This window comes from [Actinomadura] parvosata subsp. kistnae (assembly GCF_900323885.1).
GTDB classification, from domain to species: domain Bacteria; phylum Actinomycetota; class Actinomycetes; order Streptosporangiales; family Streptosporangiaceae; genus Nonomuraea; species Nonomuraea composti.
In genome coordinates this window covers 1,709,772-1,723,416 of the sequence record NZ_OOHJ01000022.1, presented here as the reverse complement: position 1 = coordinate 1,723,416, position 13,645 = coordinate 1,709,772, and the positions used below count along the sequence as shown (strand labels likewise).

The window sequence follows — 13,645 nt, the reverse complement described above, 5'->3', positions numbered from 1 at the left end:
TTCAAATAACCGGCACTTGCTGATTTCTCCCAGGACACAGATCCCTCAAATATGCCGATTCCGGGCGAGGTGCGTTCGGTGAGTAGAGACCTGGGCGCCAAACAGGGCGCCGAGAGCCGCTGGCGGCTGCGCAATTGGCGTGTCCGCGCGCGCCTCGTCGCCCTGATCATGGTGCCCACGGCGGCGGCCGTGCTGCTGGGCGGCATCCAGGTGCTCGCCTCCACGTCCGCGGCCTCCGCCTACGCGCGGACGAACCAGTTCGCCCGCCTGTCCGCCGAGCTGGGCGGGCTCACCCACCTCGTCTCCGGGGAACGCGCCAGGACCGCCTGGTACATCGCCCGCAACCGGCCCGCCGACGGCCTGTCCGAGGTGCGCTCCCAGATGGACCAGGTCGACCTGGCCGCCAGGACCGTACGCGGCATCGCCGGGCAGCTCATGACCGAGTCCACCGGCCGCACCGCCGACCAGCTCGAGAACCTGCTCAACCGCCTCGACGACCTCACCTCGCTGCGCAAGCAGGCCCTGGAGGCCAACCTGCTGCCCGGCCCGGCCGTCGAGCTCTACACCACGGTCGTGAACGACCTGCTCTCCGTCCACAAGGAGCTGGTCAAGGGCAGCGTGGACGACGAGCTGTTCCGCCAGACGAGCATGCTCGACGGCCTGGCCCGCGCCAAGGAGAGCCTGTCCTACCAGCAGGCGCTGGTCACCGTCGTCCTCGTCGAGGGCGCCTTCGACCAGGACCAGCTCAAGCGCTTCCTCGGCCAGCAGTCCGTGGAGGCCACCGAGCGCAAGGGCTTCGCCGCCGAGGCCACCGCGGCCGAGCGGCGCTTCTTCGACGAGACCGTCAACGGCAGATCCGCCGACCGCATGCTGTTCCTGCGCGAGCTGGTGCTGATCAGAGCCACCAAGGGCCTGCCGCTGCGCGGCCTCGACCAGGCGCACCGCGACGACGCCAAGGAGTGGTTCGACGCCTCCACCGTCGTCATCGACGCCATGCGCAAGGTCGAGGAGCGCCAGGCCCAGGGCATCGTGCTGCGCAGCGAGGCGCTCAGCGCCGACGAGCGGGGCCGGGCGTTCCTGACCGCCGGCGCCGTGCTCGCGCTGCTCGTCGCCGTCCTGCTCATCACCACCGGCGTGGCCAGATCCCTGGTACGGCCGCTGCGCCGCCTGCGCGGCGAGGCCCTGGAGATCGCCGGCCGGCGGCTGCCCGAGTTCGTCCAGCACCTGCGGGAGTCGCGCGACGGCGCGGTCACCGCCGAGGTGCCGCCCATCGGCATCTTCTCCAAGGACGAGGTGGGCGAGGTCGCCCGCGCCTTCGACGAGGTGCACCGCGAGGCCGTCCGGCTGGCCGGCGACGAGGCCACGCTGCGCTCCAACGTCAACGCCATGTTCGTCAACCTCTCCAGGCGCAGCCAGACCCTCGTCGAGCGGCAGCTCACGCTGATCGAGAAGCTGGAGAAGGGCGAGCGCGACGACGCCCGCCTCGGCGACCTGTTCAAGCTCGACCACCTGGCCACCCGCATGCGCCGCAACAGCGAGAACCTGCTCGTCCTCGCCGGCCAGGAGGCGGCACGCAAGTGGAGCGAGCCGGTCGAGCTGATGGACATCGTGCGCGCCGCGCTCGGCGAGGTCGAGAGCTACGACCGGGTCAGCATCCAGGTGCAGTCGGACGTCGCCATCGCCGGGCAGGCCGTCACCGACGTCGTGCACCTGCTCGCCGAGCTGATCGAGAACGCCGTGTCGTTCTCCTCCCGCGACACCAAGGTGATCATCTCCAGCAGCCGCATCGACGGCGGCAGCCTCATGCTGTCGGTCACCGACCACGGCATCGGCATGGCCCAGGAGGAGCTGGCCGAGGCCAACTGGCGGCTGGCCAACCCGCCCGTCGTGGACGTGTCGGTGTCGCGGCGGATGGGGTTGTTCGTGGTCGGGCGGCTGGCGCTGCGGCACAACATCCGGGTGCAGCTCAGGCGGCAGGACATCGGCGGGCTCACCGCGATGGTGCTCATCCCGCCGATGCTGCTGACCGCGGTGCCCGGGGCGAACCCGCGGGTGCAGGTGCCGCGGCAAGGTGGCTCGTACGGGACCCAGGACGTTCCCCAGGACGGGCCGCTGGACGTGCCCCGGCCCGGCTCCGTGCTCCGCCCGCCGTCAGGGCCGCCAGCTGGGCCGCCATCTGGCCCGCCGTCCGGGCCGCCATCCGGGCCGCCTTCGTACGAGCCCTCGGGGTACCCGTCGTTCGCCACCCCCGGAGGGCCGCCATCTGGGCACCCGTCGTTCGACACCGTGCCGCCCGCGCCCGAGCCGTCCTCCTGGTTCAGCTCGGCGCGGCCGAGCTCCGCCGACCTGCCGCCCGCGGAGCCGCTGGCCCCGGCGGCCCCGCCCGCCCCGCCGGCCGGCGACGAGTACCTGCCCATCTACGCCTCCATCGAAGAGGGCAGCAGCTGGTTCAGCAAGCCCGCCCCCACCGCCGACCACCGCGACACCGCCTGGACCACCCCCTCGGACCAGGCCTGGCAGGCCGCGGACGCGACGGCGGAGCCGGTCCAGAGCGGCACCACGAGCTCGGGCTTGCCCAAGCGCACGCCGCGAGCGAACCTGGTACCGGGCACCGCGAGCCCGCAGCCGCCGCCACCCGTCCCCGGGCCTCCGGTGTCGCCCGATCGTCTCCGCAGCAGGCTGGCCAGCTACCAGCAGGGCATGCGCAAGGGACGCGCCGAGCTCGAGGAGGACTCATGAAGGAGCTCAGCCAGGCCGCCAGGGACGTCAACTGGCTGGTCAGCGCCTTCGTCGAGGAGGTCCCCGGCGTGGCGCACGCCGTCGTCGTCTCCGCCGACGGGCTGCCCATGGCCTACTCCAGAGGTTTCCCGAAGGACCGCGCCGACCAGCTCGCCGCCATCGCGGCCGGCCTGGTGAGCCTCACCGGAGGCGCGGCGCGGGTCTTCGAGGGCGGAGGGGTCACCCAGACCCTGATCGAGATGGAGCGCGGGCTGCTGCTGGTGATGTCGATCAGCGACGGGTCCTGCCTGGCGGTGCTCGCCGCGCCCGACTGCGACATGGGCCTGGTCGCGTACCAGATGACGATCCTGGTGGAGCGCGCGGGACAGGTGCTCACACCTGCCGTACGGGCGGAGCTGTCCGCCACGCGCCCGTGGTGAAGGGGGAGTGAACCATGGCATCGTGGCACAACGGGCAGCAGGAGCCGGAGCGCAGTTCGCTCGTCCGCATGTACGCCGTCACCGGCGGCCGCACCACCCCGCGTACGGACCTGGCGATGGAGGCGCTGGTGTCGTCGGCGACGTCGGCGCAGCTCGGCACCACCTACGCCCGCGAGTACCGCGCGATCAGCGAGCTGTGCCGGCAGGTGCGCTCCGTGGCGGAGATCTCCGCGCTGCTCAGCGTCCCGCTCGGCGTGGCGCGGGTGCTGGTCGCCGACATGGAGGCGGACGGGCTGGTCAAGGTGTACCAGCCGCAGCTCGACGCGGGGCTGCCCGACAGGGGACTGCTCGAAAGGGTGCTGAGTGGACTTCGCAGGCTCTAGCCGGCTCACCTCCACGAAGATCGTCGTGGCGGGCGGGTTCGGCGTGGGGAAGACCACGTTCGTGGGCTCGGTCTCCGAGATCATGCCGCTGACCACCGAGGCGGTGATGACGGACGCCTCGCACGGCATCGACGACCTCGGCCACACCCCCGGCAAGACCACCACGACCGTCGCGATGGACTTCGGCCGGGTCTCGCTCGACCAGGACCTGATCCTCTACCTGTTCGGCACGCCGGGGCAGCAGCGGTTCTGGTTCATGTGGGACGACATCGTGCGTGGCGCCATCGGGGCCGTGGTGCTGGTCGACTCGCGGCGGCTGGCCGACAGCTTCCCCGCCGTCGACTACTTCGAGGACTCGGGGCTGCCGTTCGTCATCGGGCTGAACGGCTGGGACGGGGAGTTCCCGCACGTCGAGAGCGAGGTGCGGGAGGCGTTGACGCTCTCGGCCCACGTGCCGATCGTCCGCACGGACGCGCGGGCCCGCCAGGCTGTCAAGAACACCCTGATCACGCTGGTCGAGCACGCGCTGGCCGTGCGGTCGTACTGATCACCGCCCCGGCCTGATCACTGCTCCGACCACCAGTAGGCGGCCACCAGCTCCGCGACCAGGGTCTCGGTGAGCAGGGCGACGTCCGGCTCGTCGTCGCCGGCGTAGCGGATCGCCGCCGCCGCGTCCCGGACCTCGGGGCCCACGGTGATCACGGTGGAGCCGCGCTGCCGCACCCAGTCCATGGCCTGCTCGTCGTAGCGGGAGCCGGGGAACAGCAGCGCCCGGTAGTCCAGCGTCTTGGTCAGGTAGACGTCCACGTGCGACCAGTCGCCGCTCTCGCACGCGTCGGCCGGGCGGCGCGGGCCCTCCCGGAACATCAGCGCCGACTGCTCCGCCGACGACAGCCGCTCGGCGGGCGCGATCGTGTAGACGCCGTGCGGGCCGTCGAGCAGCTCCAGCGCCAGCGGCAGCCACTCGTCCCTGCGGTCGAGCAGGTCCGCCGACGCCTTCGCGGCCCGGTCGAGCAGGGCCGGCAGGTCGCTCGCCCGGCCGGTCAGCCTGGACTCCAGGGCGAGGAGGAGGGCCAGGGTGTGCTGGAACGACCGGCACGCGACGCCGCCGCGCTCCTCGCCCGCCCGCAGGTCCACCACCAGGTCGGCGGCCTGCGCCAGCGGGGAGTCCGGCCGGTTGGTGAGCGCCGCCACGTACGAGGGGCCGCCGGCGTACCGGGCGATCGCGTCGAGGGTCTCCCTGCTGGAGCCGGTGGCCGAGATCGGCACGACCAGCGTGCCCTCGGTGCCGGGCAGGCTCGCGGCGGTGGAGGCGTACTCGGCGTAGGCGTTCACGCCGGCCGTGCGCAGGCGCAGCGCCGCGACGCCGGCGGCGTAGCGGGAGCTGCCCATGCCGAGGAACAGCACCCGGTCGATGCCGCCCGGCAGGTCGCCGAACGGGTCCCCGGCGCGCAGGGAGTCGGCCAGGGCGGCCAGGTGCTCCGGCTTGGACTCCAGGTCGGAGAGGTAGAGCTCAGAATTCACGCGATGTTCTCCTTGTGCTTTTCTGCCCCGTACCAGGTGCGCAGGACGCCCATGGGGGCGTAACGCCAGCGGGGGAGGTGGCGGGCGGCGTAGATCAGCTCCCGGCACTCCTGCTCCACCTCGAACGGGCGGATCAGGCTCTCGTCCAGCAGGTCCGGCCGGTTCCGCGCGGCCAGCCGGGCCCGGTACGCGGTGAGGAGGGCCTGGCGGGCCCGGCTCGCCCAGGCCGTGGCGTGGTCCGGCGGGGTGGACCTGCGCTTGATCGCCACCTGGGCCACGTGGTCGAGGCTCGTGGTGAGCTGGGCGACGTCCCTGGCGGCCGGCTGGTGGAGGTCGGCGCCGGCGACGGTGGGGTTGCCGTCGAAGTCGATGACGGCGTAGCCGTCGCGCCACCGGAGGATCTGGCCCACGTGGAGGTCGCCGTGGATCCTGATCAGCGGGGTCCGGATGCCGTTCCGCAAGGCGGCCAGCTCCTGGCGCATGACCTGCGCCTTCGAGGCCAGCCAGGCGCCGTCGTCGCCGCCGGTCAGCTCCAGCGCCTCCGCCAGCGCTCCATTCGCCCTGTCCGCCGCGTCGCCCGGGGCGTCCTGCTGCGAGCGGGGAAAGGTGGACAGCGCGAGGTGGAGGTCGGCGGTGAGGCGGCCGAGCTCGCCGGCGAAGGCGGTCGAGCCGGCCACCGCCTCGTCCACGCACCACTCCCAGCCGTCCCGCGCCTCGGGCAGGTAGCCGGTGATCAGGGCCAGCAGGTGCGCGCGGCCCTGCAACACCCCGGTCAGCGCGGCGTAAGGAGGCGCTGTGTCGTTGAATCCTGAATCAACGAGGTGCGCGAAGATGTCAGGAGTGGGATGCGGAAGGGGGACCGGCGGGGTGAGCCACTTGACCACCACGCGTTCGCCGACCACGACCGAGTAGTTCGTCTGGTCGACGTGCGATCCGAAATCCCGTTCACCTGGGGCCCCAGTGTGGAGATCTCCAGGACCGTGCGAGAAGGTGGGCAGCGGGAGGAAGCGTCGCACGGCGAAGGGCGGCGGCACCTCGTCCGCCAACCGCGCCAGGAGCGCGGTGGTGAGCCCCCGATCTCGCGCGGTGAGGGGCCTCTCACCGAGAGAGATCAAGCGGCGAGCTATTGAATCCCAATTCAACACGTGGACCAAACTTCCAGGTAGCAATGTCATCAAAAGTCTTGCTCATGTTGATTTCTGCTGCAACACTCCTGGTCTGGTCCGCTGTGTCCGGTAAGGTCGCGCGACCCCTCAAACAGCACAAATTTCAGAAGGAGTAGCGGCCGTGTCCCGTACCCGGTTCACCCGTCGTCTCCCGGCCGCCGCGGCGGCGGCCGGACTCGCGCTTGCCGTCGCGGCGTGCGGGGGTGGGTCGTCGTCAAGCTCAGCTGACCAGGCGCCGGCGGCGGCCGACCAGCTCAAGCCCAACGCGGACCTGTCGCAGCAGTCCCTGCAGATCACGGTCTGGGACGGTTACACGCCCAAGGAGCTCCCCCAGAAGGCCATGGAGAAGCTCAAGATCAAGAACGTGCAGATCCAGCTGCACGACACCAACGAGGTCGCGATGACCAAGCTCACCGCCCCCGGTGACAGCGGTATCGACGTGGCGTTCGTCTCCGGCCAGTACGCCCAGGCGCTCAACGAGCAGGGCCTGCTGGAGCCGATCCACCACGAGCTGATCCCCAACCTGGCCAACCTCTACCCCGAGGCCACGCAGCTCTCCTACGACAAGGGCAACAAGTACTCCGTGCCCTACACCTGGGGCACGACGGGCATCTGCTACCGCAGCGACCTGGTGAAGTCCGAGCCGAAGAGTTGGAACGATCTGCTGAAGCCCCCGGCCTGGGCCGACAAGAAGGTCACCATGCTGGCCACCGAGCGCTGGCTCGCGCTGCCCGCGCTCAAGTCGCTCGGCTACTCGATCAACACCGACAAGGACGAGGAGCTCGAGAAGGCCAAGGAGCTGCTCATGGCGCAGAAGCCGCACCTGCTGCGCTACGACGACACCACCTTCGGTGACCGGCTGGTGTCGGGTGAGGCCGTGATGGCCGAGGCGTGGGACGGCTGGTGCCCCACCACCGACCCCAAGGGCAACATCAAGTTCGCGGTGCCGAAGGAGGGCAGCGACCTCTGGGTGGACACCATGGTGATCATGAAGTCCTCCAAGAACAAGGAGGCCGCGCACGCCCTGATCAACTACATCCTCAGCCCCGAGATCCACTCCTGGGCCGCCGAGAACATCAACTACAAGGTGCCGAACAAGGCCGCCATGGAGCAGGTCAAGATCGCCAAGGGCTCGCTCCTCGGCACCACGCCGGCCGAGCTGCTCAACGGTGAGGCCGCCATCGACCTGGGCCAGGCGTCGACCAAGTACACCCGGCTCCAGCAGGACGTCACGGCCAGCTGAGCCTTTGCCGCTGTGAAGTCCGAGGTCAAGACCCAGCCAGTGTCCCGCCCCCGCGGACGCTGGCTGGGCGCGTTCGTTTTCCTGTCACCAGGGCTCGCGTACCTGGTCGTGCTCATGCTGGTGCCGCTGGCACTGGTGTTCAGCTACACCGTCTTCCAGCGGGGGCGCTTCGGCGGTGTCGTCTACGAGTTCACCACCGAGAACTTCGAGCGCCTGTTCGACCCGCTCTACCTGAGCGTGCTGCTCGACTCGCTGAAGATCGCCGCGATCACCACGCTGGTCGCGCTGCTCATCGGGTACCCGACGGCGTACCTGATCGCGCAGCTGCCCAAGAAGTGGAAGACGCTGGCGCTGGTGGCGATCGTGCTGCCGTTCTGGACGAACTTCATCATCCGGGTCTACGCCTGGACGATCCTGCTCAGCGGGCCAGGGCTGGTGAACTCGGCGCTGGCGAAGGTGGGGCTGGGGCCGTACGAGCTGCTCTACAACCAGGGCACGATCGTGGCGGGGCTGCTGTACTCGTACCTGCCGCTGATGGTGCTGCCGCTGTACGCCGCGATCGAGAAGCTCGACCCGCAGCTCCGCGAGGCGTCGGCCAATCTCGGGGCGTCGGGGTTCACCACGTTCCGCAAGGTGACGCTGCCGCTGACGGTGCCGGGCGTGCTGACCGGCAGCCTGTTCGTGTTCGTGCCGAGCTTCGGCAACTTCGTCATCCCCGAGATGCTGGGCGGCAACAAGTCGATCATGGTCGGCAACCTCATCAGGAACCAGTTCCTGTCGGCGCGCGACTGGCCGTTCGGGGCCACGCTGTCGCTGGCGCTCATCGCGGTGCTGGTCGTGCTGCTCATCGTGCAGGCCTGGGCGGCGCGCCGTGCGTAGACCGAAGCTGCTGTACGTGCCGTTCTGGCTCACGTTCGTCTTCCTGTACCTGCCGATCGTCGTGCTCGTCGTCATGTCGTTCAACTCCGGCGAGTCCGCCTACAGCTTCGACGGCTTCAGCCTCAAGTGGTACGGCGTGCTGGCCGAGGACGAGCGGATCAGGGACGGCCTGGTCAACACGCTCATCGTGGCCACCGGTTCCACCGTGATCGCCACCGTGCTCGGCACGATGATGGCCGTCGGCCTGGCCAGGTACACCAAGTCCAAGATCATGGACGCGCTGGCGCTCATGCCCGCCGTGCTGCCCGACCTGGTGCTCGCCATCGGGCTGCTGGTCTTCTACGGGACGATCCAGCTCACGCTCGGCCTGTACTCCGTGGTGCTGGCCCACGGCCTGTTCGCGATGGCGTTCGTCGCGGCCGTCGTGCGCACCCGGCTGACCGGCACCGACACCTCGCTGGAGGAGGCGTCGCGCGACCTCGGGGCGGGGCCGGTGACGACGTTCATGAAGGTCACCCTGCCGCAGCTCATGCCGGGCATCGTGGCGGGGGCGATGCTGGCGTTCACGCTGTCGCTGGACGAGTTCGTGATCGCCTTCTTCACAATCGGCAACAACGACCAGACGCTGCCGATCGTCATCTACTCAATGATCCGATTCGGGGTCACCCCGAAGATCAACGCGCTGGCCGCGATCCTGCTCCTCGTGAGCTTCACGGCCGTGATCGCCGGGCAGCGCCTGACCAAGATCGGGGAGACGCGTGCTCAAGATTGACGGGATCTCCCGCAGGTTCGGGGACGTCACCGCGCTCGACGACGTCTCGCTGGAGATCGGCCAGGGCGAGTTCTTCGCCCTGCTCGGCCCCTCCGGCTGCGGTAAGACCACGCTGCTGCGCATCATCGCCGGGTTCGAGACGCCCGACGCGGGCAAGGTCACGCTCGACGGCGAGGACCTGCTGTCCAGGCCGCCGAACCGGCGGCCGATCAGCCTCATGTTCCAGTCCTACGCCCTGTTCCCGCACATGACCGTGGCCAAGAACGTGGCCTACGGGCTGGAGCGGGAGAAGCTGCCCCGCCAGGAGATCAAGCAGCGCGTGGGCGAGGTGCTGGAGACCGTCGGGCTGTCCGCGCACGCCGCGCGCCGGCCCGCCCAGCTCTCCGGCGGGCAGCGGCAGCGGGTGGCGCTGGCCCGCTCCATCGTCAAGCGGCCCCGGCTGCTGCTGCTCGACGAGCCGCTGTCGGCCCTCGACAAGAAGGTCCGCGCCGACATGCAGCTGGAGCTCAAGCGGCTGCAGCACGAGGTGGGCATCACGTTCGTGGTCGTCACGCACGACCAGGAGGAGGCCATGTCGCTGGCCGACCGCATCGCGGTCTTCGACCGCGGCACCGTGCGCCAGGTGGACGAGCCGATCTCGCTGTACGAGCGCCCGCGCTCGCCGTTCGTGGCCGACTTCGTCGGCGCCAACAACCTCTTCAGCGGCGAGGCCAGCGGCCTCGACGGGATCAAGAGCGAGAAGTTCGGCATGCTGGCCGGCACCCCGCTGGAGGAGCTGGAGGCCGGCACGGGCGCGCTGCTCGCGGTGCGGCCCGAGAAGATCGAGCTGGCCGACGCGAGCGCCACCCGCGGCCTGGCCGGAGAGGTGCTCGACGTCAGCTTCTACGGCGGCGTCTCGCACATCTCCGTGGACGTGCCCGGCCACCCCAAGCCGGTGCTCGTCGCCGTGCAGGGAGCCGCCTCCGTGCGTCCCGGCGCCAAGGTCAAGGTGCGCTGGAACGCCGAGGACGCCGTCATCATGGCGGCCGATCAGTGATTCAGGTCGTTGCCCGTGGCCGCGCGGGCATAGGACAGGATGAGCTCGGCCGCCTCGCCGGGCCCGATCAGGGGGTGCCTGGCCGTGATGCGGTAGCCGTACGCGTCCTCCAGGGCCACCAGGTTGCGGGCGATCGTCACCGAGTCGGCGCTCAGCCTGAACACGCCCAGCGCCGCCCCGGTGTCGAGGATCGCCTGGTACATCGACACCTGCCGGTCGTACAGGGAGGTGAGCAGCACGCCGTAGACGCGGTTGCGGCCCGCGGCCCCGCCCAGCTCGTTCAGCAGCCGCACGTCGGGGTCGAGCGGCCCGGTCGGCAGCCCCGACCTGATGGTGACCACCAGCTTCTCGACGGGGTCGGTGAGCGTGGCGAGCTGGCGCAGCCGCTGCTCGTAGAAACGTTCCATGCCGGCGTGCTGCGCCTCGACGAGCAACTCGCTGAGGTCGGGGTAGTGGTAGAGGACGGCGCCCGAGGTCAGGCCCGCCTCCTCGGCGACGTGCGAGAGCTGTACACCGTCGATGCCATGGCGGATGATGGCCCTGCGTGCGGCCTCGATCAGGTCGAGCCGCCGATCGTCGCGGCTTTTGCGCTGAGCCACCCTCACCACCTTCACTCGTTCGGCTGCTGTTCAGTTAGCCGTGACCATAGTGCCCTTAAGTTGACCTTCACGCTAGATCAGTTTTTGAATTCCTCTTCAAATTGACGAGTTCCCCCGGAGTCGCCATGTCTCTCACGTTCCTGTTCATGCCGGAAAGCGCCTACGGTCCCACCAACAACTCCATCGGCATCGGTGACATCCTGCGCCGCCGCGGCCACCGCGTCGTCTTCGCGGCGGAGGCGTCCTGGAAGGGCAAGCTCGAAGCGCTCGGCTTCGAGGAGGACCTGGTCGACCTGGCCCCGCCGGCCGAGGAGGAGCAGGAGCAGGACCCCGGCCAGTTCTGGAAGGACTTCATCCGTGAGACCGCGCCGGAGTACCGCAAGTCCACCCTGGAGCAGCAGGAGACCGTCACCAAGCCCATCTGGGAGAGCTTGATCGACGGCGTCAAGTACTGCGAGCCGCAGCTCAAGGCCATCATCGAACGCGTGAACCCCGACGTGATCATCGAGGACAACGTGATCACCTTCCCGGCGCTGCTCACCGCGGGCAAGAAGTTCGTCCGCATCGTCTCCTGCCAGCCGCTGGAGATGCGCGGCGAGAACATCCCGCCGGTCTTCTCCGGCCTGCCCGCCGACGACCGCTCCGAGTGGGACGCCTTCCGCGCCGAGTACGACCGCACCCACCGCGAGCTCTGGTCCGCCTTCAACGAGTGGTGCGTCGAGCAGGGCACCGAGCCGCTGCCCGACCTCGACTTCATCCACGAGGGCGACCTGAACCTCTACGTCTACCCGGAGATCCTCGACTACACCGACCGGCGCCCCCTCGGCCCGACCTGGCACCGCCTCGACTCCTCCGTGCGCGAGACCGACGAGGACTTCACACTGCCCTTCGAGCGCAACGGCGAGGCCCTGATCTACTTCTCGCTGGGCTCGCTCGGCTCCTCCGACGTGGAGCTGATGCAGCGGGTGATCGACGTGCTGGCCACGACCCCGCACCAGTACATCGTCTCCAAGGGCCCGCTGCACGAGGAGATCAAGCTGGCCGACAACATGTGGGGCGCGGAGTTCCTTCCGCAGACTAAGATCATCCCATTGTGTGACTTGGTCATCACCCATGGCGGCAACAACACGACCACCGAGGCGCTGCACTTCGGCAAGCCGATGATCCTGCTGCCGCTGTTCTGGGACCAGTACGACAACGCCCAGAGGGTCGATGAACTCGGCTATGGTGTCAGGCTCTCGACCTACACCTTCACCGACGAGGAGCTGAAGGGGGCGGTCGCCAAGCTGCTCGGCGACACCGAGCTGCGGGCGCGGCTCGCCGCCGCGGGCGAGGAGATCCGGCGCCGCGACGGCCTGCGCAAGGCCGCCGACCTGATCGAGCAGCTCGGCCAGTAGTCACGCAGTCCTGAGCACGACCCTGAGAGATGAAGTCTTCCTGATGCGCGAACTGATCAACCCCGCCACCGGCCTCCCGTGTGCCGAAATTCCGGATACGCCGGTGGAGGGTGTGGCGTCGGCCGTACGGGCCGCCCGCGCCGCGTTCGAGGAGTGGTCGCAGACCACGCCCGCCGAGCGCCAGCGGCTGCTGCTGCGCGTGGCCGACCTGGTGGAGGCCGACGCCGAGGAGCTGACCAGGCTCGAAGTGGAGGAGACCGGCAAGCCGGCCGCGGTGTTCAGGGACGGCGAGCTGCCGTTCGCCGTGGACAACCTGCGCTTCTTCGCCGGGGCGGCCCGCTCGCTGGAGGGCACCGGCGCCGGGGTGTTCAGCCCCGGCTACACCTCGGTCCTGCAGCGCCGTCCCGTCGGGGTGGTGGGGTCGATCGCGCCGTGGAACTTCCCGTTCGTCATGGCCGTCTGGAAGGTCGGCCCGGCCGTCGCCGCGGGCAACGCCGTGGTGATCAAGCCGGCGCCGCAGACGCCGCGCACGACGCTGCGCCTGGCCGAGCTGTTCGCCAAGGCGGGCGCGCCCGACCACCTCGTCCAGGCGATCACCGGGGACGCCGAGGCCGGCCAGGCGCTGGTCACCGACCCCGGCGTGGACATGGTCAGCGTCACCGGCTCGACGGAGACCGGCCGCGCCGTGATGAGCGGCGCGGCGGCCACGCTCAAGCGGGTCCACCTCGAGCTCGGCGGCAAGGCGCCGGCGCTGGTGTTCGAGGACGCGGACCTGGCGGAGATGGCCAGGGGCGTGGCCATGGGGGCGACGTACAACACCGGGCAGGACTGCACGGCGGCCACCCGCGTCTACGTCGCCCGGCAGATCTACGGCGAAGCCGTGGAGGCGCTTCGGGCAACTCTTGCCGAAATCTCGGTCGGCGACCCCTGGGACCCGGCCACCGACATCGGCCCGCTGATCTCCGCGGCGCACCGGGAGCGGGTGCACGGGTTCGTGCAGCGGGCCGGCGGGCGGGTGCTGCACGGCGGCTCCCCAATTGGGGGCCCCGGCTTTTTCTACCCGCCTACCCTTGTGACGGATGTCGCACAGACCAGCGAGATCGTGCAGGGAGAGCTGTTCGGGCCGGTTCTGGTAGCGCTCCCGTTCGATGGAGAGGACGAAGCGGTCCGGCTGGCCAACGACACTAGATATGGCCTGGCCTCGTCGGTGTGGTCACGTGACGTGGGGCGGGCGATGCGCGTCTCGCATCGGCTCGATGTGGGTGTGACCTGGATCAATGATCACCTGCCCATCGCCAGCGAGGCGCCGCACGGAGGGGTGAAGGGCAGCGGGTTCGGCAAGGACATGAGCCAGGAAGCAGTGCAGGAGTATTCAGTGACGCGACACCTGATGATCAAGCACGCGGCTCCGGTAGAGCGGGACTCGTTCCGTCCGGCCTGAAAACACGTACGGCGATATGCACCCAAAGTGCCCCTTTGGGTGCGCGT

General features: G+C 69.7%; 13 protein-coding genes. 10 read left to right on the top strand and 3 right to left on the bottom strand.

The annotated features are described in order from the left end of the window. Window positions 1-78: 78 nt before the first annotated feature. From KIS93_RS50520 to KIS93_RS50505, 4 genes are read left to right on the top strand one after another with little or no spacing between them, the layout of a single operon-like run. Window positions 79-2,739 carry a sensor histidine kinase gene (locus KIS93_RS50520; RefSeq protein ID WP_080047184.1) on the top strand — a complete coding sequence of 887 codons (2,661 nt, stop codon included), beginning with the start codon at window positions 79-81 and terminating at the stop codon, window positions 2,737-2,739. Then, complete coding sequence (locus KIS93_RS50515) at window positions 2,736-3,158, top strand: roadblock/LC7 domain-containing protein (RefSeq protein ID WP_080042384.1); 423 nt, start codon at window positions 2,736-2,738, stop codon at window positions 3,156-3,158. Before KIS93_RS50520 ends, KIS93_RS50515 begins: the two co-directional genes overlap by 4 nt. 14 nt (window positions 3,159-3,172) lie before the next feature. Next, entirely contained in the window at window positions 3,173-3,541 is a 369-nt protein-coding gene (locus tag KIS93_RS50510; protein WP_080042383.1) for a DUF742 domain-containing protein, read from the top strand. Continuing rightward, a complete protein-coding gene (locus tag KIS93_RS50505) occupies window positions 3,522-4,088 on the top strand; it encodes a GTP-binding protein (protein WP_080042382.1) in 567 nt (188 codons plus the stop codon). Before KIS93_RS50510 ends, KIS93_RS50505 begins: the two co-directional genes overlap by 20 nt. A gap of 17 nt (window positions 4,089-4,105) precedes the next feature. Here KIS93_RS50505 and KIS93_RS50500 read toward each other — a convergent pair whose 3' ends face one another. Continuing rightward, on the bottom strand, window positions 4,106-5,065 hold the full coding sequence (locus KIS93_RS50500) for an SIS domain-containing protein (protein ID WP_080042381.1): 960 nt from the start codon (window positions 5,063-5,065) through the stop codon (window positions 4,106-4,108). Next, window positions 5,062-5,967, bottom strand: coding sequence for a hypothetical protein (locus tag KIS93_RS50495; RefSeq protein WP_080042380.1), 906 nt, complete (start codon window positions 5,965-5,967; stop codon window positions 5,062-5,064). The genes KIS93_RS50500 and KIS93_RS50495 overlap by 4 nt, the downstream gene beginning before the upstream one ends. A 385-nt stretch (window positions 5,968-6,352) precedes the next feature. Between KIS93_RS50495 and KIS93_RS50490 the strand changes: the two genes are divergently transcribed. From KIS93_RS50490 to KIS93_RS50475, 4 genes are read left to right on the top strand one after another with little or no spacing between them, the layout of a single operon-like run. After that, window positions 6,353-7,474, top strand: a complete 1,122-nt coding sequence (locus KIS93_RS50490) for a polyamine ABC transporter substrate-binding protein (protein WP_080042379.1) — start codon at window positions 6,353-6,355, stop codon at window positions 7,472-7,474. 12 nt (window positions 7,475-7,486) lie between these two features. Continuing rightward, window positions 7,487-8,353, top strand: coding sequence for an ABC transporter permease (locus KIS93_RS50485; RefSeq protein ID WP_230465529.1), 867 nt, complete (start codon window positions 7,487-7,489; stop codon window positions 8,351-8,353). Beyond that, window positions 8,346-9,125 carry an ABC transporter permease gene (locus KIS93_RS50480; RefSeq protein WP_080042378.1) on the top strand — a complete coding sequence of 260 codons (780 nt, stop codon included), beginning with the start codon at window positions 8,346-8,348 and terminating at the stop codon, window positions 9,123-9,125. The genes KIS93_RS50485 and KIS93_RS50480 overlap by 8 nt, the downstream gene beginning before the upstream one ends. After that, window positions 9,112-10,161 (top strand): ABC transporter ATP-binding protein, encoded by a 1,050-nt coding sequence (locus tag KIS93_RS50475; protein WP_080042377.1) that lies wholly within the window; start codon window positions 9,112-9,114, stop codon window positions 10,159-10,161. Before KIS93_RS50480 ends, KIS93_RS50475 begins: the two co-directional genes overlap by 14 nt. Here KIS93_RS50475 and KIS93_RS50470 read toward each other — a convergent pair. Then, window positions 10,155-10,760, bottom strand: a complete 606-nt coding sequence (locus tag KIS93_RS50470) for a TetR/AcrR family transcriptional regulator (RefSeq protein WP_168011486.1) — start codon at window positions 10,758-10,760, stop codon at window positions 10,155-10,157. The genes KIS93_RS50475 and KIS93_RS50470 overlap by 7 nt on opposite strands. A gap of 125 nt (window positions 10,761-10,885) precedes the next feature. Between KIS93_RS50470 and KIS93_RS50465 the strand changes: the two genes are divergently transcribed. After that, complete coding sequence (locus tag KIS93_RS50465) at window positions 10,886-12,157, top strand: glycosyltransferase (RefSeq protein ID WP_080042376.1); 1,272 nt, start codon at window positions 10,886-10,888, stop codon at window positions 12,155-12,157. Between the two features lie 43 nt (window positions 12,158-12,200). Then, window positions 12,201-13,598, top strand: coding sequence for an aminobutyraldehyde dehydrogenase (locus KIS93_RS50460; RefSeq protein ID WP_080042375.1), 1,398 nt, complete (start codon window positions 12,201-12,203; stop codon window positions 13,596-13,598). The last annotated feature ends 47 nt before the right edge of the window (window positions 13,599-13,645 follow it).